Below are 23,232 nucleotides of genomic sequence, written 5' to 3' on the forward strand. Positions count from 1 at the left end.
GCTCTCGATGCTGCACGAACGCTGGCCGCAGGTGCCCCGCATCGCCCTGCCCACCTCCGCGACCAGCGCACCGGTCGGGCCACCGTGCTGGCCGCGCCCGGGCGGGCCGCCGGGCTGCGCCGTTGGGCGGTGGAGGTGACCGCCGGGCCGGACGGCGACTGGCTGGTCCTGCCGTACGCCGAACCCGACGGGCTGGCCGGTCATCTCGTCGGCTACGGCCCGGACGTGCGGGTCATCGACCCACCGGAGGTCCGCGAGGCGGTCATCCAACGACTCAAGGAGATCGCCGTGCGCCACGACGAGCTGGCCGTCGGCGGGGGTGCCCGGTGACCCGCCCGGCCGCCCGCAACGGCTCCCGCGCGTCCGCCGACCGCCTGGCCCGACTGCTCAACCTGGTGCCCTACCTGCTGGCCCGGCCCGGCATCGAGATCGCCGAGGCGGCCGGTGACCTGGGCGTCACCGAGCGCCAGCTCCGGGAGGATCTGGAGCTGCTCTGGGTGTGCGGGCTCCCCGGGTACGGCCCCGGTGACCTGATCGACATGGCGTTCGACGGTGACCGGGTGACCATCACCTACGACGCCGGCATCGACCGGCCGTTACGACTGACCCCCGACGAGGCCCTGGCCCTCGTGGTGGCCCTGCGCATGCTGGCCGAGACGCCCGGGGTGGCCAACCGGGAGGCCGTCGAACGGGCCCTCGCCAAGATCGAGGCCGCGGGCGACCTGGTGGGCGCGCCGGTGGCGGTCCGGTTGCCCGGGGACGCCCCGCGGGTCGAGGCGCTGCGCGCCGCCGTGGAGGGCGGCAGGGCCCTGCGGATCACCTACTACACGGCCGCCCGGGACGAGACCACCGAGCGGGTCATCGACCCGCTGCGGATGCTGATGGTCGGCGGGCGGGCGTACGTGGAGGCGTGGTGTCGGCGCGCGGAGGCCGTCCGGCTGTTCCGCGCGGACCGGATCGACGCGGTCACCGAGCTGGACGAGCCGGCCACGGTGCCGCCGCAGGCCGTCCCGCACGACCTCACCGAGGGCGTGTTCCGCCCCTCGGCCGACCTACCGTTGATCACCCTGCGCATCGGTCGGGGCGAACGGTGGATCACCGAGTACTACCCGTGCGAGCGGGTGGAGGCCGGCGACGGCGACCAGTGGCTCGTCTCCCTGCGGGTCACCGACCTGGGGTGGGCCCGCCGTTTCGTGCTGGGCCTCGGCCCGGAGGTGACAGTGGTCGCCCCGGTGGAGTTGGCCGAGCAGGTGCGGGCGACGGCGGCCGCCGCGCTGGACGCGTACGCCGTGCCCGCGGCCGTGCCCCGGCTGCCCGAGGTCGACCCGGAGCGCGCGCCGTCGGGTGACCCGGCGGTGGCCGGCCGCACCCAGTAGGCTGACCGCTGTGCTGATCTGGATCGTGCTCGCGGTGGTGCTGCTACCCCTCGTGGTGCTCGCGTTGGCCGTGCGCCCGGTGCTGTCCCGGTTGCCCCGGCTGCGCCGCGCCGCCGTGGCGTTGCAGCGGCGCGCCGCCGAGGCCGAGGCGCTGCGGGACACCGCCGAGTCGCTGCAACAGCGTGCCGAGGACGTCCAACGCCGGCTCGACACCACGTCCCAGCGACTCGCCGTGATCAAGGCCAAGCGCGGCTGATCGGGTACGCGCCCGGCGATGGTTGACGGATCATCGCGGGTTGGTCAAGACTTCACCCTCCCGCCCAGACCACCACCACCCAGCGGGTGGCGGGCAGCCGATCCGCACGTACGATGGGCTGCGTACCACCCCCCGGACACAGAGCGACTGGAGCTTCTCATGGGTGCCCTCAAGCCGTGGCACATCGCTGTTCTCGTGGTTGTGCTGATCCTGCTCTTCGGTGCGAAGCGGCTCCCCGACGCGGCCCGTTCGCTGGGTCGGTCGCTGCGGATCATCAAGGCCGAGACCAAGAGCCTGCAGGATGACGACCGCGACCTCGCCGAGAAGGCCGACGCGCAGGCCGGCTACCAGCCGCTGCCGCCGCACGCCGGGCAGCAGGCGCCGTACGCTGGCCAGCCGCAGCAGGCCCCGTACCAGCAGGCCCCGCCGCAGCAGCCGGTCGTCGACCCGGTGCACCGCGTCCGCGACAACTGACCGAAGGGCCCCACTCCCGTGGCCTTCGCACTGCGTAAACGCGGCCCGAGCCCGTTCGAACGGGCCGCCGACGGCTCGATGACGCTCATCGAGCACGTTCGTGAGCTGCGCAACCGTCTGTTCCGCGCGTCCGTGGCGATCCTCATCGGGTTCGGCTTCGGTTTCTGGTTGGCCAAGCCGGTGCTGCACCTGCTCCAGCAGCCCTACTGTGACCTGCCGCAGGCCCGATATGTCGACGGCAAGTGCGAGTTCGTGCAGCTCGGCCCGGCCGACCTGTTCCTGCTCAACCTGAAGGTCGCGCTCTGGGTCGGGTTGATCGTGGCCGCGCCGATCTGGCTGTACCAGCTCTGGGCGTTCATCGCGCCGGGCCTGCACCGGCACGAGCGGCGCTACGCGTACTTCTTCACCGCCCTCGCCGCGCCGCTGTTCGCGGCCGGTGCGGTGCTGGCGTACTTCGTCACGGCCAAGGGCCTGGAGTTCCTGCTCAGCATCTCGGACAGCGAGATCAGCACGACCTTGGAGATCACCAAGTACATCTCCTTCGTCACCAACCTGATCCTGTTGTTCGGCGTGGCCTTCGAGTTCCCGCTCGTCGTGCTGATGCTCAACTTCGTGGGCATCGCCAGCGCGAAGCGGTTGCTCAGCTGGTGGCGCGTGGCGATCTTCGTGTTCTTCGCGTTCTCCGCCGTGGTCACCCCGACGCCGGACCCGTTCGGGATGACGGCCCTGGCGATCTGCCTTTCCGCTCTCTACTTCGGTGCGGTGGGCGTCGCCTTCCTCAACGACAAGCGGCGTGGGCGCGGCAAGGAGATCTACGCCGGCATCGACGACGACGAGGTGTCGCCGTTGGAGTTCGACGCGGACCCGGTCGTGGCCGGGCAGCGGGTCGACTCGGCAGCGCCGATCGGCGAACCTGAGCCGATCGCCAAACCGGCGCCGATCGAACGCCGCTACGACGACATGACCTGACGGCTTCGCGCCGACCGGTCCACCGACGCCGTCCCCGTGTCTCGGGGGCGGCGTCGTCGCGTCACCTCCCGCGCCCGCGGCGGAACTGTTGGTGACGGCACCTGCCCCTGGTGAACGGCGGGTGTCCGACCGGTACGGTGCTGCCCGTGACCGCAGACGACCACCTGCCCGGCCCGGTCGCCGGCGAACCCGTCGACCGCGCCCCGCTCGCCGGTGGGCCGGTGGCCGTGCTCATGAACCCGTCCGCCGGTCGGGGACGGTACAGCGCACTGCTGCCCCGGTTGTTGGACGGGCTGGCCGACGCGGGTCGGCCGCTTCGCTTGTTGTCGGCGTCCAGCCCGGGCGAGGCGGAGGCGGCATGCCGTCAGGCGGTCGGGGACGGCGCGGGTGCGCTGGTGGCGGTCGGTGGCGACGGCACGGTGCACCGGGCGTTGCAGGCGGTCGCCGGGACCGACGTGCCGTTCGGCCCGATCCCGGCCGGCACCGGCAACGACTTCGCCCTGGACACCGGCTTTCCGGCCGACCCTCTCGCTGCGGCGGCGGTGATCGCCGAGGCGGTACGCGACGGCCGCAGTCAACCGTTCGACCTGGCCCGGATGGTGGGAGTCGACGGCGTCGAGCGCTGGTACGGGGCGGTCCTCGCGGCCGGGTTCGACGCGATCGTCAACGAGCGGGCCAACCGGATGCGCTGGCCCCGCGGCCCGCGCCGATACGACCTGGCGATCCTGGTCGAGCTGGCCCGGCTGCGCCCACGCCGCTACACGCTGCGCCTCGACGGGGTGCCGCACGACCTGGACGCGGTGCTCGTGGCGGTGGGCAACTGCCCCACGTACGGCGGTGGCATGCGGATCTGCCCCGACGCGGACCCGACCGACGGGCTGCTCGACGTGGTGGTGGCGGGTCGGGTCAACCGGCGCACCCTGATCCGGGTGAAGCCGCGCATCTACCAGGGCACCCACATCAGTCATCCGCTGGTGCGCAGCTTCCGGGCCCGCACCGTGGAGTTGGCGGCCGAGGGCATCACGTCGTACGCCGACGGGGAACGCTCCCTGGAGCTGCCGGTGACGATCAGCGCGGTTCCGGGCGCCGTGCGACTGCTGCGTTGACCCGTACCGCGCCGATGCTGGCGGCGATCACCAGCACGATGGCGGTGCACTCCAGCACTGTCAACTCCTGCCGCAGCACCAGCCAGCCGGCGAGGGTGGCGACGGCCGGGCCGAGGCTCATCAGCACGGCGAAGGTGGCGGTGGGCATCCGCCGCAGCGCCATCAGCTCCAGGGTGTAGGGCAGCCCGGAGGCGAGCACGGCGAGAGCGGCGCCGAGGGCCAGCACCTGCGGGTCGAGCAGTACCGCGCCGCCGTCGACGATGCCCAGCGGCAGGGTGACCAGCGCGGCGACGGTCAGCGCCAGGGCCAGCCCGTCCGCGCCGGGAAAGCGGCCGCCGACCCGGGCGCTCAGCACGATGTACGCGGCCCACATGGCGCCCGCGCCGAACGCGAAGGCCACCCCGACCGGGTTCAGCCTGTCGAAGCCGCCCTGCCCGAGCAGCGCCACCCCGGCCAGCGCGAGCCCCGCCCAGCCCCAGCTGGCCAGTCGGCGGGTGGAGAACACCGACAGCGCGAGGGGGCCGAGCACCTCGAGCGTCACCGCCGGGCCGAGCGGGATGCGTTCGATGGCCTGGTAGAACAGCGAGTTCATGCCGGCCAGCGCCAGCCCGAACGCGCCGGCCGCCAGCCAGGCCGACCGGTCGTGTCCGCGCAGGCGGGGCCGGCACACGACGAGCAGCAGTACCGCCGCGATGGTCAGCCGCAGGGTCACCGCACCGGCCACCCCGGTACGCGGGAAGAGCAGCGCGGCCACGGCGGCGCCGAACTGCACCGACAGCGCCCCACCGAGCACCAGCCCCACCGCGACGACGCCACCGCCCCGGGCTGGTGGCGTTTCTGCCGGTGCCGTCGTGGGCAGCAGGATCTCGGTCACGGGCACGACGGTAGGCGCTCAGCCGCGGCTACCTCTCGGCGGTGTGCACCTGCCGAAACGAGAACCCTGTCATTCGCCTCGTGGGCGAGAGATCGGATCTGTCGCTAGGCCTTGCCGGGCCGTTGTGGGGGATACGAGAGTCTCGATGGCCCGCTATCCTGCCCGGAACGCTATTGATCCACAGTTGGGAGCTGGAATGCGCCTCGACCTGGTCACGGTCTCCGCCTCGCCGCGAGAGCCTGCCCGGTACTGATCGGGCACCACCGGACTCCCGCCGGTGGTTGGTGCTCCTCGCCGCGGAGCGGTCCCACGACGACCGTTTCCTTCCCTGGCTCGAGGAGCTATTTTGCGTGCCCTTGTTTCCGCGCGTCTGGGCGCGGACTTCACCAAATTGTGGACCGCCGCCGCAGTGTCCAACGTCGGCGATGGCGTCACGATGGCCGCCGGCCCGTTACTGGTCGCCTCCGTCACCGACGAACCGGCCTTCATCGCCGGAGCCGTCTTCGCGCAGCAACTGCCCTGGTTGCTGTTCGCCCTGATCAGTGGCGCCTACGTCGACCGACTCGACAAGCGCCGCATGGTCGTGGTCGTCAACCTGATACGCGCCGCAGCGCTGTCGGGGTTGGCGGCTGCCATCGCGACCGAGACCGTCACCGTGATCATTATCTACGTCGTGCTCTTCCTCCTGGGTGTCGGAGAAACCCTTGCGGACACCGCCACGGGTGCTCTGCTCCCGGCGGTGGTCGACCCCGATGAACTGGCCAGCGCCAACGCCCGGCTCTACGCGAGTTTCACCATCGGCAACCAGTTCGTAGCCAAACCGCTCGGCGCGTGGTTGTTCGTCATCTCAGCCGCCGTACCGTTCGGATTCGACGCGTTGACCTTCGCGATCTCCGCGGCGCTGATGGCCGGTATCCGGAAAGGTCCGGTCCCCGCGGAACCCCGGCAGCGGACATCGCTGCGTGCCGAGGTCGCGGCCGGTCTGCAGTGGTTGTGGCGACACCGCCTGCTGCGGGTCCTCGCCCTCAGCATGGGCCTGAGCAACATCGCGTTCGGTGCCGCGTTCGCCGTGTTCGTGCTCTACTGCCGGGAGCGTCTGGGTGTGTCTGGCGTCGGCTACGGCTTCCTGCTGACCGCCTTCGCGGTCGGCGGCCTGGTCGGCACGACAGTCGCCGCGAGAATCACCCGAGCGCTCGGCGGCTCCACGGTGTTGCGTGCCGGCCTGGTCATCGAGATTGTCACGCACGTGTCCCTCGCGATCACGACGACACCATGGATCGCCGCTGTCGTCCTGGTCATCTTCAGCATCCACGCCATGGTGTGGGGCATCGTCGTCACATCGGCCCGGCAGCGGGTCGTTCCGCCACTCCTACGAGGCCGAGTCGGCAGCGTGTTCGCGTTGCTGGATCTCGGCGGTGCGGCGCTGGGGTCGCTCCTCGGTGGCGTGTTCGCCAGCGTCTGGGAGATCACCACGCCGTTCTGGATCGCCGCCGCCGTGATGGTGACGATCACCGTCCTCGCCTGGCGTCCCATGCGGGAGGCAGGAGCCGTCTGACCGCCCTGGCCCCCGGTTCCGACTGGCGGCGTCTCGCCGCTCGGCGCCGGGGCGTCGGGGGTGGCGCTCCGTAGCTCTGACCGCGCTGGTCGTGCGCGGGCCACCCGCAGAGCCGACACGGCGGTGGTGTTCGCCGACACGGTGCTACCGGCGTACGGTGCCTGGTATGACGGGTGCGATGCGGAAACTATCGATCTCTGTGCCGCCGGACGTGGCTGAGCGCCTGGAGCGGGAGTCCAACGCCAGCGCCTACATCACCCAGGCTGTCCGCGACCGGATGCGGCTGGACGCCCTGGACGCGGAGCTGGCCCACCAGGGCATCCCGATCACCGAGCAGGGTGTGGCCGAGGCTCGCGCCCGCCGGGCGGCCGTGGAGGCCGACTGGTCGCCGGAGCGCCGCAGCGCCCTTCGTGAGCGGGCCCGCCAGCACGCGCTGGATACCGCCGCCGCGACGACCGAACAACCGGCCGCGTGAGCCCCGAGGACGACCGCCCGGTCCGGCTCGTGCTGGACCGGTCGGCACTGCTGGCGTACCTGGCGGGGTCGGTGCATGTCGGGGAGCCGCTGCACGAGGTCATCCAGGACCGCAACAGGTTCGGCGTCACCGCCGTGACCGCGGCGGAGGCCCTGGCAATCGTCAACGACCCGAAGGAACGGGCGACTCTGCACCGGCTGCTGAATTTGGACGCCTGCGCGGTGCTCCCGACCGAGGGGCACTCCTGGCAAGAACTCAGCTTCTGGCGCACTGTGACGGGCCGTGCCGATCTGGCCACCACGGCGCTGGCCGTCCTCGAACACGACGCTTCGATCCTCACCGGGGAGGCCCGGTACGGCGATGGCCAGCTACCGGTGATTCACATTCCCGACTGACGGCACACACACCGTCGGTCAGCCGGGCAGTGCGAGGTCGAGCACCGCGCCCAGCCCGTTCTCCCGGCCCGGCTCGGCTGCCGGGAGCACCAGCGCCGAGCAGCCGGCGGCCACCGCGCCCGCGTCCGCCGGGGTGTCACCGACCATCAGGGTCTGCTCCGGGTCGACGCCCAGCATGCCGCAGGCACGCCAGAAGATCGCCGGGTCGGGTTTGCAGCGCCCCACCTCGTACGAGAGCACGAACGCGCCGACCAGGTCGGTCAGCCCCCAGGCGTCGAAGTGTGGCCGCAGGTCGAAGCCGATGTTGCTGACCACCGCCACCGGCACCCCGGCGTCGCGTAACGCGGTCAGCGTGGGGGCGGTGTCGGCGTACGGCAGCCAGCCCTCGGTGGTCAGCAGCCGCTCGTAGAGCGCGTCGGCGAAGCCGTCGATGCCGGCGTCGACGGTCTCGGCCAGGCCGGTGTACGCGCCCCGGTGGGCGTGTTGGTAGAGGTCCCGGTCGGCCCACAGTTCGGCGAGTCGGGGCGGCACCCGTGCCGGCAGTGGCCCGCCGGCGCGACCGGCGGTGAGCAGTCGGTCGGCCAGCGAGGTGGCGCGGACGCGGTCCAGTGTGACGCCGCACGCCGCCGCGGCCTCCGACACCCACCGCTGGGGGTCCTCCACCTGGGCCAGGGTGCCGTGGAAGTCGAAGAGCACCGCCTTGACAGGGCGTCGGGACGCCCGGCGCTCGGTGGTGCCCGGCGGACTGGTCTGGGGCGGTTCGGCATGGTCCGGCACGCCGTGCACCCTACCGACCGCCCCCGACCGCGCCTCCGGACGGCCTTGTGGGGTGACATGACGCGGCACGCACTAATCTTGGTGCCATGTCGAGCCCCGCCGAGCGGTACGCAGCGGCGCGCCGCAAGGCCGCACAAGCCGCACAGTTTCCGGCGCTGGACGAGTTCGCCCTCGAGTTGGGGTTCGACCTCGACGACTTCCAGCGGGAGGCGTGCCAGTCGCTGGAGCGGGGCAGCGGTGTGCTGGTCTGCGCTCCCACCGGCGCCGGTAAGACGGTGGTCGGGGAGTTCGCCGTCCACCTGGCGTTGCGGGGTCGGCCCGATGACCCGGCGCCCGCCGTCGACGCGACGACCCCACCGCCGCGACGCAAGTGTTTCTACACCACCCCGATCAAGGCGTTGTCCAACCAGAAGTACCACGACATGGTCGCCCGGTACGGCGCCGAGCAGGTCGGCCTGCTGACCGGCGACAACGCGATCAACGGCGACGCGCCGGTGGTGGTGATGACCACCGAGGTGCTGCGCAACATGCTCTACGCGGGCTCCAGCACCCTCCAGGGCCTCGCGTACGTGGTGATGGACGAGGTGCACTACCTGGCTGACCGGTTCCGCGGTGGGGTCTGGGAAGAGGTGATCATTCACCTGCCCGCTTCGGTCACCCTGGTCTCGTTGTCGGCGACGGTCTCCAACGCCGAGGAGTTCGCCGACTGGCTGGTCACCGTGCGCGGCGAGACCGCCGTGGTGGTCAGTGAGCACCGGCCGGTGCCGTTGTGGCAGCACATGCTGGTCGGCAAGCGGATGTTCGACCTGTTCCACGACGCCGACGCCGCCCGCAAGCACGACGTGCACCCGGAGCTGCTGCGCTACACCCGGGAGACCGCGCGGCGGCTGGAGCTGGGTGAGGGGCGCAGCGCCGGGCCCGGTGCCGGCCGGCGTGGCCCGCGTTGGCGTGGCCCGTTGCGCCCGGACATCGTCGACCGGCTGGACCGGGAGGGCCTGCTACCGGCGATCTTGTTCATCTTCAGCCGGGCCGGTTGCGCCGCCGCCGTGCAGCAGTGCCTCGCCGCCGGGCTGCGGCTCACCTCGGCGGAGGAACGGGCCGAGATCCGCCGGGTCGTCGAGTCCCGCGTCACGGCCATTCCCGGCGAGGACCTGTCGGTCCTGGGCTACTGGGAGTGGCTCGACGGCCTGGAACGCGGCCTGGCCGCCCACCACGCCGGCATGCTGCCGGTGTTCAAGGAGGTCGTCGAGGAGCTGTTCGTCCGCGGCCTGGTCAAGGCGGTCTTCGCCACCGAGACGCTGGCGTTGGGCATCAACATGCCGGCCCGCTGCGTGGTGCTGGAACGGCTGGTCAAGTACAACGGCGAGGCGCACGTCGACCTGACCCCGGGGGAGTACACCCAGCTCACCGGGCGTGCCGGCCGCCGAGGCATCGATGTGGAGGGGCACGCCGTCGTGGTGTGGTCCCCGGAGACCGACCCACGGCACGTGGCCGGGCTCGCGTCCACCCGCACCTATCCGCTGCGCTCCAGCTTCCGGCCGTCGTACAACATGGCGGTGAACCTGGTCGGCACGGTCGGCGCGGAGCCGGCCCGGGCGCTGCTGGAGTCCTCGTTCGCCCAGTTCCAGGCGGACCGGTCGGTGGTCGGCCTGGCCCGGCAGGTGCAGCGCAACACCGAGACCATCGAGGCGTACGGCGCGGAGGCCGCCTGCCACCACGGCGACTTCGACGAGTACTTCGCGCTGCGGGTGGCGATCGCCGATCGGGAGAAGGCGATCGCCCGGCAGGGGCAGACCCAGCGCAAGGCCGCCGCGGTGGCCTCGCTGGAGCGGCTGCGGATCGGCGACGTGATCCGGGTGCCGTCGGGCCGGCGGGCTGGGCTGGCCGTGGTGTTGGACCCGGCGACCGGTGGGTTCGGTGAGCCCCGTCCGTTGGTGCTCACCCAGGACCGTTGGGCCGGGCGGGTCAGCCCCGGCGACTTCACCACCCCGGCCGAGGTGTTGGCCCGGATCCGGGTGCCCAAACACTTCAACCACCGGTCCCCGGGCGCCCGGCGGGATCTCGCCGCCGAGGTCAGCGGCACCGGCCTGGATCGGCACGCGGGCCGGCGCGGGGGCCGTTCCCGGCAGGCGACCGGCGAGGACCACCAGATCACCCAGCTCCGCAGCGAGCTGCGTCACCACCCCTGCCACGCCTGCCCGGAGCGCGAGGACCACGCCCGCTGGGCGGAGCGGCGTCGTCGGCTGGAGCGCGACACCGAGGAGCTGCGCGAGCGCGTCAGTGGTCGTACCGGGTCCCTCGCGCGAACGTTCGACCGGATCGTGGCGCTGCTGACCGAGCGTGGCTACCTCGCCCGCGACGGCGCGGTCACCGACGCCGGTCGGATGCTGGGCCGGATCTGGACCGAGGCGGACCTGCTGGTCGCCGAGTGCCTGCGCCGGGGGGTGTGGAACGGGCTGTCCCCGACCGAGCTGGCCGCCGCGGTGTCAGTGGTGGTGTTCGAGGCGCGCCGCGATGTCGACGAGAGGGCGTCGCTGCCGCGTGGGCCGGTGGCCGACGCGGTGGACGAGACGCTGAAGCTGTGGGGGGAGATCGAGGCCGACGAGGCGGCGCGAGGTCTGACGGCGACCCGGGAGCCGGATCTCGGTTTCGCCTGGCCCGTCTACCGGTGGGCCCGGGGGGAGGCGCTGGCGAAGGTGCTCGGCAGCGGTCACGAGATCGATGGTGAGATGCCCGCCGGTGACTTCGTCCGGTGGGCCCGCCAGGTCGTCGATCTGCTCGGTCAGCTTGCCGACTCCGGCGGCGCTTCGCCGGAGCTGCGGTCCACCGCCCGGCAGGCGATCGCAGCGGTCAACCGGGGTGTTCTGGCCTACCACACCTCGGTCTGATTATTACTCCCAGTGAAGACCGTCGGCTGATCGACGCAGCGGATCGACGCCCTGCTCGCCGCGCCCACGCCGGGACAACCCGCCCCGCTGACGTCGACAGTCAGCTCACCAGGCCCGTCCGGTAGGCGTAGACGACCGCCTGCACCCGGTCGCGCAGGTCGAGCTTGGTGAGGATCCGTGACACGTGGGTCTTCACGGTCTCCTGGCTGATCACCAGCCGGGCGGCGATCTCGCCGTTGGACAGGCCGGTTGCGACGAGGCGCAACACCTCCAGCTCACGCGGAGTCAGGCCGACGTCGTCCACTGTGCCCCCGGCCGGGCGGATCCGCTCGGCGTACCTGCCCACGAGCTGCCGGGTCACCTCGGGCGCCAGCAGCGCGGCACCGGACGCGACAGTGCGGATGCCATGCAGCAGTTGGGCCGGTGGGGCGTCCTTGAGCAGGAAACCGCTCGCCCCGGCGCGCAGCGCCTCGTACACGTACTCGTCGAGGTTGAACGTCGTCACCACGAGCACCTTGACGGGCTCGGTGACCCCGGGGCCGGCCAGCAGCCGGGTCGCCCCGATGCCGTCGAGGATCGGCATCCGTACGTCCATGACGACCACGTCCGGGCGCAGCCGGCGGGCGAGGTCGACAGCGTCGCGCCCGTTGCCGCACTCGCCCACCACGTCGATGTCGGGCTGGGCGTCGATGATCGTGGCGAAGCCGGTGCGGATCAGCTCCTGGTCGTCGCAGACAAGCACCCGGATAGACGCGGTCACGACGGGCTCCCGGTGGGGATGCGGGCCTGCACGACGAAACCGCCGCCCGCCTGCCGTTCCGCGCTGAACTCGCCACCGAGCACGTGGACCCGTTCGCGTAGCCCCGCGAGGCCGCGCCCGCTCCCACCGGGCGTCGCGGCGGGCGAGCCCGATCCGTCGGTGCTGACGTTCACCGAGGTGTCCCTTTCGCCGTGCCGTACGTGGACGATGGTGCGGCTGCCGTGGGCGTGCTTGAGGGCGTTCGTCAGCGCCTCCTGCACGACCCGGTAGGCGACGACCTCGCCGCCGCCGGTCACCCCCGCGGGGCTGCCCTCCTCGGTGAACTCCACAGGCTGCCCGGCCCGGCGGGTCTGCTCGACGAGGGCGCGCAGGTCGCCGACGGCCGGCGTACGAGGATCGGTGGCGTGGTCGGGGTTGAGCAGGTCGAGCAGATGCCGCAGGTCGGTGATGGCCCGTCGGCCGGTGTCGGTGATGGCGGTCAGGGTCGTGTCGAGGCGCTCGGGGGCGGCGGTCAGGTAACGCGCCGCCTCCGCCTGCACGACCATCGCCGTCACGTGGTGGGTCACCACGTCGTGGAGTTCGCTGGCGATGCGGGTGCGTTCGGCGTTGCGGGCGGCCAGGGCGACGTGTCGACGGCGTTCCGCCTCGGCTGCCCGGGACTGCCGTAGCCACACCCCGATGCCCCACGCGAAGGCCAGCATCAGATAGAACGTGCCGAACCCGAGCAAGCCCTCGGTCGAGCCTTGCCGATGCAGGGCGACAGCCAGCGACACGTACGCGGCGGAGGCCAGGACCACCGCGGTACGCCGGTGCTGGTCGAGGTGGGCAGCCGCGCTCACCAGCGCGATGGCAAGCCCGGCACCCGCCACCGTGTGGTAGGCCCGGAGCTGGTCGAGCGCGAAGCCGAGGGACACCAGGGTGAGGCAGAGCGCCGGCCAGCGTCGACGGACGGCCAGTGGCAGGCACTGGAGGAGGATCGCCACGGTGGCCAGCGCGTCGAAGGGACGCGCCGGCAGGTCGCCGAGCTGCGTCCCGCGGTCCTGCAACGCCGGTACCACCGACGCGGCGGCGAGCAGCAGTGCCACCGGGAGATCCCGGACCGTGACGGCGTGCTGCCGCCACCGGTCCAGGAACGTCCGACGGTCGATCACGCGGTGACTGTAACCGTCGCCGGGGCGGCGGCCGTGCTGCGGCGACGCGGGACGATGGTGCCGCGCCGGTGAGCCATCCACATGAATCCCGCGGTCGTCAGCACGCCCGCCGTGACCGCGAACACGCTCGCCTCGGGGCCGAAGTTACCCCCGGTGAGCAGCGCCGGGCCCGACATCGCAGTCTCCAGCAGGCCCTTCGACTGCTCGTTGCCCGAAACCACGGAGCTGAAGATGCCACCCGCGGCGATGTTCCAGCCGAAGTGCAGGCCGATCGGCAGCCACAGGTTGCGGGTTGCGGCGTAGGCGGCGGCGAGCATGAACCCGGCCTCGATCGTGATCGCGGTCGCGCCCCACAGGCTGGCATCCGGGTTGGTCAGGTGCATCATGCCGAACGCCACGCCGGTGAGGAGCAGGGCGATCCAGGTGCCGGCGCGTTCCTCGATGATGCGGAACAGGACGCCGCGGAAGAGCACCTCCTCGGTCACGGCGGCGGCGGCCATGAACCCGACCAGCCCCATCGCGCCCGTCGCCGAACCGAAGCCGTTGATGTGGTACTCGGCGAAGAGCGCGATGTTGACGAGTACGGCCACGAACATCCCGACCCCGAGCACCGTTCCCAGGCCGGTCTGCGAGACGGCTCTGGCCCTCGCGAGTTCGGTGACCACGCGACGTTCGGTACGCCGTACGACCCAGATGTAGACGAGGATGGCGAGCACCGACGTCAGCACGCCGAGTGGCAGTGTGAGCCAGTCGTTGCCCTGCACGGCGACGATGGCCTGGCCGCCGGCGAAAGCGACCGCCGCGACGGCCACGAGTTGCTTTACGAAACGCATCGGAGTCCTTCCCAAGGCCGTTGCACGGGCGCAGCGGCCTGGGTCGAACACTATTTTTTCGCCTGCCGGAAATCGTCACCGCTCGGAGCGCACCTGCGGTAGCTCGCACGGGGGACAAGCGGGCCGTCGAGGTACGTGCCCGCACTGCGCCACACCCGGGAGGCCGCGCGGCGGCTGGAGTTGGGTGAGGGGCGCGGCGCCGGGCCCGGTGCCGGCCGGCGCGGCCCGCCAGGTCGTCGACCTGCTCGGTCAGATTGCCGACTCCGGCGGTGCCGCAACGGAGCTGCGGTCGACAGCTCGACAGGCTATAGCGGCCGCCAATCGAGGCGTTCTCGCGTACCACACGTCATCGCGGCAGTTACGTCCAGTAACTTTCGCCGGGTAAATCGACGCAGCGGACGGTTACCTAAACGGCACCCCTCGAATGGCCCGGGGGGCCTATTGCGCCTGATCACAGCACCCCCGATCATTGCCGGGGCGTCTTGTTGACGCGTCGGTAACGAATGGGGAGAAAGCCGCCGTGGCGGAAATCAATCACTTTGAGTACGGTTGGATCACGCCCGCGTTGAGTTACGCGCTGTCCGTGCTCGGCTCGATCCTCGGTCTGGTCTGCGCCGGGCGCATCCGTACGGCCCGGACGAACGGCCAGCGGGCGTGGTGGGGTCTGCTGTCGGCCTGGGCGCTGGGCGGCACCGCCATCTGGGCGATGCACTTCATGGCCATGCTCGGCTTCGCCGTCGAGAACACCCGGATTCGTTACGACGTGCCGCTGACCGCGGCCAGCACGGTCATCGCCGTGGTGGCGGTCGGTATCGGCCTGGCCATCGTGGGCACCGGCCGGCTGAATCCGGTACGACTGATCGCCGGCGGTGTCTTCACCGGCGTCGGCGTGGCCTCCATGCACTACACCGGCATGGCCGCCATGCGCCTCAACGGCACCCTCGGCTACGACACGGTCCGGGTCGTGCTCTCGGTGGTCATCGCCGTGGTGGCGTCCACCGTCGCGCTGTGGCTCGCGATGACCGTCCGGCGGGGCTTGGCGATCTTCGCCTCCGCGCTGGTCATGGGGATCGCCGTCAACGGGATGCACTTCACCGGCATGAGCGCCCTGTCGGTGCACCGCCACGAGCGGGCGGGTGAGGTGACCGGCGCCGGGGTGAGCACCCTGCTGGTGCCGATCGTGCTGGCGGTGATCTTCGGGGTGGTCGGTCTGCTCTACGCGCTGCTCGCCGCTCCGACCGATGACGACCGGGCCGCCACCGCGTACCTGAACGGGCTGCGGCTCTCGGAGCCGCCGGCCCCGGCGCCCACCCCTGCTCCCGACCCGGTCGGGTTGCGCGCCCGCTCCACCCTCGGCCAGCCCGGTACTCCGTTCCCGTCCCGCCGGGACACGCCGCCGCGCTGACGCCGTGCGGCCGGCCCGCGCCGTGTTGCTGGCGACCTCGTGGATCCGGCCGTCTCGGTGCCCGAACGGAGGCGGATCAGGCCGGCCGCCGGCCGGGACGGCTGCTGTCGATCGTGAGGGTGACCAGCAGCCCGGGGTGGTCGGTCGTCCCGTTCATGGGCACCTGGCTGCGACAGCAGAGGGTGATGTCGGCGGTCGCCGTGACGTGTTGCAGTCGGCCATCGTCGACCCGCTGATGGCCAGGTGGGATGCAGGACCGCACGTCGGGGTCGGTGCCGGCGCGCAGGTTGAGGTCACCGCCGAGCACTGTCGGTTCGTACCCGGCGTCGCGGCTGATCGTCGGCAGGATGGTGCCGAGCAGGTGGTCGCACTGGGCGAGCGCGACGCGGTAGCCGCCGCTGGCCGACAGGTGCGTGGTGCAGGCGAGCAGGCCCCTGTCGACGTCGACGCAGAGCCAGGCGCGTTCCTCGGGGTCCGCGAGGTCCTGCGTGGGGTGGGTTCCGGCGTACACGGTGCTCGGTGTGCCCGGCGTCCGCAGGTGGGCCAGTAACCCGATGCCGAACCGTTGGCCGTTGCGGCAGCGGGTGTCGTCGCCGCTCGGGCGGTCGCCGGCGGCCTGGAACGCGGCCACAACGCTCTGGCCAGGGTGGACGGTTTGGAACACCCGGCGCAGGGCCGGCAGGTCGCCCGCGCAGATCTCGTTGAGGGTGACCAGGTCGGGCGCCTCGGCGGTGATCACCTCTGTGGCCCTGGCCATCGCGCGGCCGGTGTAGCAGCCGGCGAGGCCACTGTTGCAGAGGTTCATCTGCAACATCCGCAGGACCGTGGGCTGCGCGACGCCGGTGGGCGCGGCCGGCGGTGCGGCCGGTGGCGCTGCCTGCGGGTTGGCGGGCAGTGCGGCGGCGGCGAGGATGCAGCCCACGGCCAGGGTTCGGAGCAGGAACCGGTACGGACGGGCGGCCACACGGACTCCGGGGTGCGCGAGGCGACAGTCGTCGCCGAGGTGCCAGTGATCCTACTGGCGGCCGAAACGACGATCGAGATCCCAGGAGCGGTGGGGCGAGGGGGCACCCGCGCGGCGGGTGCCCCCTCGGGTCGCTCAGTGGGCGCGGACCGCGACCGCCGTGTAGGGCGTGGTGGCGGTCGGCGGTGTGGTGAACCGGGCGTTGGGCAGGTAGAGCCGACCCAGCGCCTTGGCCACGGTGGTGGGTACGTCGAAGTGCGGATCGGTGATGGTTCCGGTGAGCGCTCCGGCGGTGCCGGCGTGGTTCAGCCGGACCACCGCGATCTGGTTGAGGCGGTTCTGCACGACGTGGAGGGTGCGGCCGAGCAGGAGAAGCCCGTCGCCGTTGGTGAAGGTGTGGCCCGGCACGTCCACGACGGTGCTCGCCCCGGTCGCCGGGTCGACCCGGTACAACGTTCCGGTGGAGGACTGGACGACGATCAGCGCCCGGCCGTCGGGTGTGGTGGTGATGCCGTTGAGGTTCACCCCCGTGCCGACCTGCTCGTACGCGCCGGTCAGCGTGATCGTGGTGAAGGCGTCGGCGGGCGGCAGCGCGCCACCGCGACCGAGCGGCAGCCGGTAGAGCACCGGCCGGTTCGAGTCGGTGAAGTATGCCGCGTCGCGGGTCAGCACGACGTCGTTGACGAATGTCGGGGCGGTGGCGAACTGGTAGCGGGCCAGCACCTCGCCGGTGCGGGTGTCGAGCACACGAGCGTCGCCAGCCGTGCCACCGGAGACGAAGAGCCGGCCACGTGTGTCGACCTTGAGGCCGAGCGACGGCGTGCCGGTGGCCGCGCCGATCGTCGTGCCCCGGCCGGTGACCAGGTCGACGCGCTGGATGGCACCGGTGGCGCGGGAGCCGAAGTAGGCGTACCGGCCGGCGGTGGCGATGCCCTCGGGCTGGAACCCGTCGGGGAGGGCGAGAACGGCCGGCGGGCGCCCTGCGGGGTGCGCCTGCGCCGGGGCGACGGCGACGGTGACCAGCATGACGGCGGCCAACGCGCCGCCAAGCGTGGTGCGGAGGGGGCGGTTCACTGTGCTCCTTCCGGGCGGAAGCGGCACGAGCCGACACGTCCGCCACGTTCACTGGGGCCAGGACCCTCCCCACTGTACGACCGCTGGCGGGCGCCCGCCCGGCGTCACCGGCGCGGCCTTCGGGTGACCGCGCCGGTGAGCCCGTCGAGCGGGGCGGAGGTCAGGCGTTGCGGACCAGCCTCCACCGGTTGTCCGCGCTCCCGTTGTCCGGATCCTGCACGGCCTGCGCTCCCCAGGCGGTCGACCCGTTCAGGATTCCGAGCAGCTTGTTGCTGTTGACGTTGCGGATCTTGTAGGTGCCGTCGCCGTTGTCCACCAGGATCCACCGGTGATCGGCGGTGCCGTTGTCGGCCCACTGGAGAACCCGGGCGTTGTCGGCGGTGGACATGTTCTCCACGCCCAGGACCTTGCCGCTGTTGACGTTGCGGAACCGGACGGCGTTGCCGTCGGTGATGACCACCCAGTTGTGGTCCGCGGTGCCGCTGTCGCTCCACTGCACCGCCAGACCACCGTCGGCGGTGGACATGTTCTGGATACCGAGGACCAGCCCGGTGCCGACGTTGACCAGTCGGTAGCTGCCGCCGGTGCCGCCGCTTCCGCTGGTGTTCCAGTAGACCGTGTAGTTGAAGCCGTGGGCGTCGTGGAAGGGGCCGAGGTTCACTGTGGACCCGTTGGCGCTCGCGGTGAACGCGAGTGAGCTGGTGCTGGTCCGGGTGATCGAGGACACGGTGATGGTCGGCGGGGCGCTCAGCGCCGTGTTGCCGTAGTTGCCGGCCAGCACCGCCGGGCCGTACGAGATCGCGCCGATGGTGGCGTTGTCGTTGGCGGCCCGGACGGCGACCTGCATCGGCAGTCGAACGGTGATGGTGTCGCCGGCGGCCCAGGTGCGCGTGACGGTGGCGTAGCTGCCCGGGGTGGTGGCCACGTTCTCCACGGTGCCGTTGACGGCGATCGTCGCGCCGCTGGTCCAGGACGGGATCCGCACCCGGATGCTCCACGAGCCGCTCATCGAGCCGCTCAGGGTGAGGGTGCTGGTGTCACTGACCGGGAAGTTGGTGCTCTGGGTGACAGTGATGCCGCGTTGCGTCCAGTCCAGCACCGACGGCGCGAACAGGTTCACGCTCAGCGTGGTCCCGTTGTAGAAGTAGATGGAGTCCATCAACCTCGTGTTGATTTCCAGGCCGGTGCCCTGGCAACACCAGAACGAGTTGTAGTCGGTGCTCCAGGTGCCGCCACCCCACGCCGGGCCCACGCCCCGACGACCACCCGGCCGCAGCGGGGTGAAGTAGGTGATGTGGCCGTGGCTGTCGGCCGGGTTCTGTCCGCCGATCAGGTGGTTGATCAGCGCGCGCTCGTAGAAGTCGAAGTAGTCCGCCCGGCTCGGATCGAGCAGCCACAGTTCCCGGGTCAGTTTGAGCATGTTGTGCGTGTTGCACTGCTCGCAGGTGTCGTTGCTGAGGTAGCCGGCGATGGCGTTCGGGGCCCGGAAGTGCTCCGCCTGGCTGTTGCCGCCGATGGCGTAGGTGTGCGCGCCCACGGTGATGCGCCACGCGTTGCTGGCGATGTCCCGGTAGCGGGTGGTCCCGGTGGCCTTGTACTCCCGGGCGGCGCCGATCCACTTGGGCACCTGCGTGTTGGCGTGCAGCCCGTTGAGCTGGTCCTGGTTGGCGGCCAGGGGATTGAACACGGCGGCGTGGTCGAACCGCTGGGCGGTGGTGAGCCACCGGGAGTCGCCGGTCTGCTGGTAGATGTCGGCGAGCACGTCGTTCATGCCACCGAACTCGGTGCCCAGCATCGATTGCATCTGGCTGGAGCTCAGCCGGGCCGTCCGGGTGTCGACCCAGCCGGCGAGGGACAGCAGCACCGTACGGGCCTGCGTGTTGCCGATGTAGCGCCAGACGTCGAGGAGACCGGCGAGGGTCTTGTGGATGCAGTAGTAGGGCACGTTGCCGTTGGACAGCGTCCGTGCCTCCAGCGCGGTGAAGTCGGACTCCGGGAAGCCGGAGAGGTAACCCGCGCCGAACCCGGCGGCACCGTTGTTCGCCTGGCACTTGGCCAGCTCGGCGACCATGTAGTTCGCCTTGTCGCGGCAGGTGGTGTCGCCCAGCACCGCGTACGCGTACGCCCAGGCGCTCAGGAAGTGACCCTGCATGTGGGTCCGGAACGGGAAGTTCGGCGCGTCCCAGCCCCCGTTGGTGGCGGCGCCGTTCGTGGACAGCCGGTGGTTGGCGCGGAAGTTGTAGAGCATCCGGTCGACGTCGACGAACCGCAGGTAGTTCAGCGTCCGGGTCTGGTTGTCCATCCAACGGCCGGCGCTGAGTCGTACCTGGCCCGGGTCGAATCCGTACGCCGAGACGCCGATGTCGGACCGGGCCGGGGGCACGATGGCGGCGGACGCGCCTGCGGGGGAGACGGCGACGCCGGTCGCGGAGACCACCACGGTGGCTCCGGCGGCCTGAAGCAGGTGGCGGCGGCTGAGGGGCAGGGGTGGCATGGGGAACCTCCAGGTGGCCGGGTACGTCGGGGCCGCCATCGATGGCGGTGGGTCGTCGGCGGCGAAAGGGGGCCGACGCCGGGTGCGGTGTGGTGGGTTGGGACGTGGGTCGCCGTGGACGCCGGGTGCCCACCCCTGCGCTTATCGCGGCACATCGATGTGATCGCTAACATAGTTCGTCGTTAACATGCCCGCAACCCCCGGAGCACCTCGTCGACCCATTCCCGCGACGACCTTGCCCGGGGTCGCCCGGTCCGGTGGCGGTTGTGGTCCGAAACGGGCATCCACCGGGCTCGCGATCATCGGAGCGTCACCGTGAGTGATCGTTGTCGATGGCTACCGCTCCGTTGACGCCCGCCTGGTCGCTCAGTACCGTGCATCGTAAATCTTCGATGTCAACGTTGATACCTCAATGCTGCGATGGGGTTACGACGGTCATCCCGCGCCACACGAAAATCCAGGCCAAATAGGGGGAAGGAGGCATTGGCGAATAGCTGTTAGCGCTAACACGGCCGCCGGTCGTGCTGCCCAGCGCGCGAATCACAAGCCCGTTCGAGCGGCCGCCACAGCGGTGGCTCCCCCCGTCAAGCACCGCGCACTCTCTGTGGGAGTAATCGTGAACGTGAAGGATCGAACCGCAACCCGGGCCGCTCGCCGGACCAGGCGCGCCGTCGCCTGGCTGGCCAGCATGGCCTGCCTCCTCGCACTGATCCCGGGTACGGCCAGGGCCGACAACCCCATCGTCCAGAACATCTACACAGCCGACCCCGCGCCGATGGTGCACAACGGTCGGGTCTACCTCTACACCGGACACGACGAGGACGGATCCACCTACTTCACCATGCGCGAATGGCGGGTCTACTCGTCCGCCGACATGGTGAACTGGACCGATCACGGCTCGCCGATGAATCTGGCGACGTTCGCGTGGGCGGACGCCAACGCGTGGGCCGGGCAGGTCGTTCCGCGTAACGGAAAGTTCTACTGGTACGTGCCGGTGCGCCAGCGCTCCAACGGGCAGATGGTCATCGGCGTCGGCGTGGCCGACAGCCCGACCGGACCGTTCCGCGACGCGCTCGGTCGACCACTGGTCGGCAACAACGAAATCGACCCACACGCGTTCATCGACGATGACGGGCAGGCGTATCTGTACTGGGGTAACCCGGGTCTGTGGTACGTGAAGTTGAACCCGGACATGATTTCGTTCTCCGGCAGCGCGACACGCATTCCACTCACGACCGCGGGCTTCGGTACCCGTAACGGTAATGCGAGTCGGCCGACGCTGTACGAGGAGGGGCCGTGGGTGTTCAAACGCAACGGGTTGTACTACAACGTGTTCGCGGCGGAATGCTGCTCCGAATTCATCGCGTACTCCACGGCGACGGGACCGACGGGGCCGTGGACATATCGGGGAACGATCATGCCGCGGCAGGGAGCCAGTTTCACCAATCACGCGGGTGTGATCGACTTCCAGGGCGGATCGTATTTCTTCTATCACAACGGGGCGTTGCCAGGTGGTAGCGGTTACACCCGTTCGGTAGCGGTGGAGAAGTTCACCTACACCAGCAGCGGCATGTTCCCGACGATCAACATGACCACCACGGGGGCGCCGCAGGTGGGCACCCTGAACCCGTACGTGCGGCAGGAGGCCGAGACGATCGCCTGGGGCTCGGGGATCGAGACCGAGGTGTCCAGCGAGGGCGGGATGAACGTCGGCTGGATCGAGAACGGCGACCACATCAAGGTCAAGGGTGTCGCGTTCGGCGCGGGTGCGACCTCGTTCAGCGCCCGGGTCGCGTCGGCCACCAGCGGCGGGCGGATCGAGGTACGCCTCGACAGCGCCAACGGCCCGACAGTGGGCACCTGCACCGTGGGCGGCACCGGCGGCTGGCAGACCTGGAGCACCACCACCTGCGCGATCAGCGGAGCGACCGGCACCCATGATCTCTACCTGCGCTTCGCCGGCGGCAGCGGCAACCTGTTCAACATCAACTGGTGGCAGTTCGGCGGTACCGGCGGCACCGTCACCAACCTGCTCACCAACGGCGACGTGGAGAACGGCACGACGGGCTGGGGAGTGCACGGCAGCGGCACGCTCTCCCGCAACACGAGCGTGACGCACGGTGGCGGCGGGTCGCTGTCGATCACCGGCCGGACCGGTGCCTGGAACGGCCCCGGCCAGGACGTGACCGCCAAGCTCACCAACGGCAGGAGCTACACCACGAACGTCTGGGTACGCGCACAGGGCGGCACCCCGTCGGCGAAGGCGACACTGTCGCTGACCGCGAACGGCACGACGAACTACCTCCAGCTGACGCCGGCGGTGGGAGTGAACGTCAACGGCTGGACCCTGCTCACCGGCACCACGACAGTGTCGTGGAGCGGCACGCTGACCAGCGCCACCTTCTACGTCGAGACGGCCGAGGGCACCGACAGCCTCCTGGTCGACGACGCCTCGTTCCAGTGACTGTCGCTGCCGGGGCCGTGCTCGGCGCGGCTCCGGCAGCACGGCGACAGGCCCACCACGGTGACGGAGCGACAGGTTTCCCGGTGCGGTTGGTTACGACTTGACGAACGGCATGTTATCGCTCACAGTCGATGGTTGAGGGCAGCCGCACCTGTGGTTCACCGGGCGAACCTGCTGTGGCACCTCGACCCGCGACGTCCGCCCAGGGCATGCCGGACGTCGGGTCAGGACTCCCCGCGCCGCTGCCGCGACGGCGATCGTTGCTGACATCCCCCATGTCGCAGGAGCGGATCCGGGCGTGCGTCTCCATCGCTGCACCACCACAGAGAAGGAATCCGCATGAATCACAGAAGAGCCCTGCGAGCGGCGGTGACCATCGCCGTTACCGGCGCCCTCGCCGCCGGCATGGCGATGACGCTGACCTCCACGGCCAGCGCCGGCACGACCCTCCGGGCCTCGGCGGCCGAGAAGGGCCGTTACTTCGGCGCGGCCGTCGCGACGAACAAGCTCTCCACCAGCGTCTACACGACCGTCCTGAACCGTGAGTTCAACAGTGTCGTGGCCGAGAACGAGATGAAGTGGGACGCCACCGAGCCGCAGCAGGGTCGGTTCAGCTACACCGGTGGTGATCGTCTGGTCAGTCACGCGCAGGCCAACGGCATGAGCGTGCGCGGTCACGCGCTCTTGTGGCACCAGCAGGAGCCGGGTTGGGCGCAGGGCATGTCGGGCAGCGCGTTGCGCAGCGCGATGATCAACCACGTCACGCAGGTGGCGACGCACTTCCGCGGGAAGATCTACGCCTGGGACGTGGTGAACGAGGCGTTCGCCGACGGCGGCAGCGGCGGGCGGCGTGACTCGAACCTGCAGCGCACCGGCAACGACTGGATCGAGGCGGCGTTCCGGGCGGCGCGGGCGGCGGATCCGGGTGCGAAGTTGTGTTAC

Annotated in this window: 21 protein-coding genes; 13 read left to right on the forward strand and 8 right to left on the reverse strand. The window is 70.9% G+C overall.

The features are described 5' to 3' along the window. The 6 genes from ABZ749_RS05875 to ABZ749_RS05900 all read left to right on the forward strand — a co-directional run. A partial coding sequence (locus tag ABZ749_RS05875) for a WYL domain-containing protein (RefSeq protein ID WP_357223219.1) occupies positions 1-330 on the forward strand: 330 nt, incomplete at its 5' end. Next, complete coding sequence (locus ABZ749_RS05880; RefSeq protein WP_357223222.1) at positions 327-1,376, forward strand: YafY family protein; 1,050 nt, start codon at positions 327-329, stop codon at positions 1,374-1,376. The genes ABZ749_RS05875 and ABZ749_RS05880, both read left to right, overlap by 4 nt. A gap of 10 nt (positions 1,377-1,386) precedes the next feature. Continuing rightward, on the forward strand, positions 1,387-1,632 hold the full coding sequence (locus ABZ749_RS05885; RefSeq protein WP_357223225.1) for a hypothetical protein: 246 nt from the start codon (positions 1,387-1,389) through the stop codon (positions 1,630-1,632). A 159-nt stretch (positions 1,633-1,791) separates the two neighbouring features. Continuing rightward, positions 1,792-2,106, forward strand: a complete 315-nt coding sequence (gene tatA, locus ABZ749_RS05890; RefSeq protein WP_124855346.1) for a Sec-independent protein translocase subunit TatA — start codon at positions 1,792-1,794, stop codon at positions 2,104-2,106. 18 nt (positions 2,107-2,124) lie between these two features. Then, positions 2,125-3,075: a twin-arginine translocase subunit TatC gene (gene tatC, locus ABZ749_RS05895; protein ID WP_357223228.1), complete on the forward strand. Its 951-nt coding sequence runs from the start codon at positions 2,125-2,127 to the stop codon at positions 3,073-3,075. A 233-nt stretch (positions 3,076-3,308) separates the two neighbouring features. Further along, positions 3,309-4,181 carry a diacylglycerol kinase family protein gene (locus tag ABZ749_RS05900; protein WP_357223266.1) on the forward strand — a complete coding sequence of 291 codons (873 nt, stop codon included), beginning with the start codon at positions 3,309-3,311 and terminating at the stop codon, positions 4,179-4,181. On the opposite strand, the gene ABZ749_RS05905 is transcribed toward ABZ749_RS05900, so the two are convergent. Continuing rightward, positions 4,144-5,061 (reverse strand): EamA family transporter, encoded by a 918-nt coding sequence (locus ABZ749_RS05905; RefSeq protein ID WP_357223231.1) that lies wholly within the window; start codon positions 5,059-5,061, stop codon positions 4,144-4,146. The two genes, ABZ749_RS05900 and ABZ749_RS05905, sit on opposite strands and share 38 nt — an antisense overlap. 340 nt (positions 5,062-5,401) lie before the next feature. Here ABZ749_RS05905 and ABZ749_RS05910 point away from each other — a divergent pair, with 340 nt between their 5' ends. The 3 genes from ABZ749_RS05910 to ABZ749_RS05920 all read left to right on the forward strand — a co-directional run bounded on the left by ABZ749_RS05910 (position 5,402) and on the right by ABZ749_RS05920 (position 7,480). Beyond that, positions 5,402-6,610, forward strand: a complete 1,209-nt coding sequence (locus ABZ749_RS05910; RefSeq protein WP_357223269.1) for an MFS transporter — start codon at positions 5,402-5,404, stop codon at positions 6,608-6,610. A 211-nt stretch (positions 6,611-6,821) separates the two neighbouring features. Then, entirely contained in the window at positions 6,822-7,085 is a 264-nt protein-coding gene (locus ABZ749_RS05915) for a hypothetical protein (protein WP_357223233.1), read from the forward strand. Continuing rightward, positions 7,082-7,480, forward strand: coding sequence for a PIN domain-containing protein (locus ABZ749_RS05920; RefSeq protein ID WP_357223236.1), 399 nt, complete (start codon positions 7,082-7,084; stop codon positions 7,478-7,480). The genes ABZ749_RS05915 and ABZ749_RS05920 overlap by 4 nt, the downstream gene beginning before the upstream one ends. Positions 7,481-7,498: 18 nt before the next feature. On the opposite strand, the gene ABZ749_RS05925 is transcribed toward ABZ749_RS05920, so the two are convergent. Further along, positions 7,499-8,257 carry an HAD-IA family hydrolase gene (locus ABZ749_RS05925; protein WP_357223238.1) on the reverse strand — a complete coding sequence of 253 codons (759 nt, stop codon included), beginning with the start codon at positions 8,255-8,257 and terminating at the stop codon, positions 7,499-7,501. Positions 8,258-8,343: 86 nt separating this feature from the next. Here ABZ749_RS05925 and ABZ749_RS05930 point away from each other — a divergent pair, with 86 nt between their 5' ends. Continuing rightward, complete coding sequence (locus ABZ749_RS05930) at positions 8,344-11,145, forward strand: DEAD/DEAH box helicase (protein WP_357223241.1); 2,802 nt, start codon at positions 8,344-8,346, stop codon at positions 11,143-11,145. A gap of 100 nt (positions 11,146-11,245) precedes the next feature. Here the strand turns inward: ABZ749_RS05930 and ABZ749_RS05935 are convergent, their stop codons facing one another. From ABZ749_RS05935 to ABZ749_RS05945, 3 genes are read right to left on the reverse strand one after another with little or no spacing between them, the layout of a single operon-like run. After that, the gene (locus tag ABZ749_RS05935; protein ID WP_357223244.1) at positions 11,246-11,905 is read right to left on the reverse strand and encodes a response regulator transcription factor; all 660 of its coding nucleotides are present in this window, start codon (positions 11,903-11,905) and stop codon (positions 11,246-11,248) included. Next, complete coding sequence (locus tag ABZ749_RS05940) at positions 11,902-13,056, reverse strand: histidine kinase (protein WP_357223247.1); 1,155 nt, start codon at positions 13,054-13,056, stop codon at positions 11,902-11,904. Before ABZ749_RS05940 ends, ABZ749_RS05935 begins: the two co-directional genes overlap by 4 nt. Continuing rightward, positions 13,053-13,889, reverse strand: coding sequence for a CPBP family intramembrane glutamic endopeptidase (locus ABZ749_RS05945; RefSeq protein WP_357223250.1), 837 nt, complete (start codon positions 13,887-13,889; stop codon positions 13,053-13,055). Before ABZ749_RS05945 ends, ABZ749_RS05940 begins: the two co-directional genes overlap by 4 nt. A gap of 520 nt (positions 13,890-14,409) precedes the next feature. Between ABZ749_RS05945 and ABZ749_RS05950 the strand changes: the two genes are divergently transcribed. Further along, on the forward strand, positions 14,410-15,294 hold the full coding sequence (locus tag ABZ749_RS05950) for an MHYT domain-containing protein (protein ID WP_355007968.1): 885 nt from the start codon (positions 14,410-14,412) through the stop codon (positions 15,292-15,294). A gap of 76 nt (positions 15,295-15,370) precedes the next feature. On the opposite strand, the gene ABZ749_RS05955 is transcribed toward ABZ749_RS05950, so the two are convergent. From ABZ749_RS05955 to ABZ749_RS05965, 3 genes are all read right to left on the reverse strand, one after another. Then, a complete protein-coding gene (locus ABZ749_RS05955) occupies positions 15,371-16,258 on the reverse strand; it encodes an endonuclease/exonuclease/phosphatase family protein (RefSeq protein WP_357223254.1) in 888 nt (295 codons plus the stop codon). A 135-nt stretch (positions 16,259-16,393) separates the two neighbouring features. After that, complete coding sequence (locus ABZ749_RS05960; protein ID WP_357223257.1) at positions 16,394-17,332, reverse strand: superoxide dismutase; 939 nt, start codon at positions 17,330-17,332, stop codon at positions 16,394-16,396. A gap of 160 nt (positions 17,333-17,492) precedes the next feature. Further along, positions 17,493-19,826 (reverse strand): beta-L-arabinofuranosidase domain-containing protein, encoded by a 2,334-nt coding sequence (locus ABZ749_RS05965; protein ID WP_357223260.1) that lies wholly within the window; start codon positions 19,824-19,826, stop codon positions 17,493-17,495. Between the two features lie 688 nt (positions 19,827-20,514). Between ABZ749_RS05965 and ABZ749_RS05970 the strand changes: the two genes are divergently transcribed. Together ABZ749_RS05970 and ABZ749_RS05975 are read left to right on the forward strand one after the other, a co-directional pair. After that, positions 20,515-22,290 carry a family 43 glycosylhydrolase gene (locus ABZ749_RS05970; RefSeq protein ID WP_357223272.1) on the forward strand — a complete coding sequence of 592 codons (1,776 nt, stop codon included), beginning with the start codon at positions 20,515-20,517 and terminating at the stop codon, positions 22,288-22,290. A 339-nt stretch (positions 22,291-22,629) separates the two neighbouring features. Continuing rightward, the coding region (locus ABZ749_RS05975; RefSeq protein WP_357223263.1) for an endo-1,4-beta-xylanase at positions 22,630-23,232 on the forward strand (603 nt) is incomplete at its 3' end.

This window comes from Micromonospora sp. NPDC047753, assembly GCF_040642735.1.
GTDB lineage: Bacteria > Actinomycetota > Actinomycetes > Mycobacteriales > Micromonosporaceae > Micromonospora.

What these genes read in the sequence shown, in the direction of transcription:
- tatA (WP_124855346.1), top strand. Translation starts at nt 1,792, where the DNA reads ATGGGTGCCCTCAAGCCGTGGCACATCGCTGTTCTCGTGGTTGTGCTG.
- ABZ749_RS05900 (WP_357223266.1), top strand. Translation starts at nt 3,309, where the DNA reads ATGAACCCGTCCGCCGGTCGGGGACGGTACAGCGCACTGCTGCCCCGG.
- ABZ749_RS05930 (WP_357223241.1), top strand. Translation starts at nt 8,344, where the DNA reads ATGTCGAGCCCCGCCGAGCGGTACGCAGCGGCGCGCCGCAAGGCCGCA.
- ABZ749_RS05945 (WP_357223250.1), bottom strand. Translation starts at nt 13,889, where the DNA reads ATGCGTTTCGTAAAGCAACTCGTGGCCGTCGCGGCGGTCGCTTTCGCC.
- ABZ749_RS05965 (WP_357223260.1), bottom strand. Translation starts at nt 19,826, where the DNA reads ATGCCACCCCTGCCCCTCAGCCGCCGCCACCTGCTTCAGGCCGCCGGA.
- ABZ749_RS05970 (WP_357223272.1), top strand. Translation starts at nt 20,515, where the DNA reads ATGGCCTGCCTCCTCGCACTGATCCCGGGTACGGCCAGGGCCGACAAC.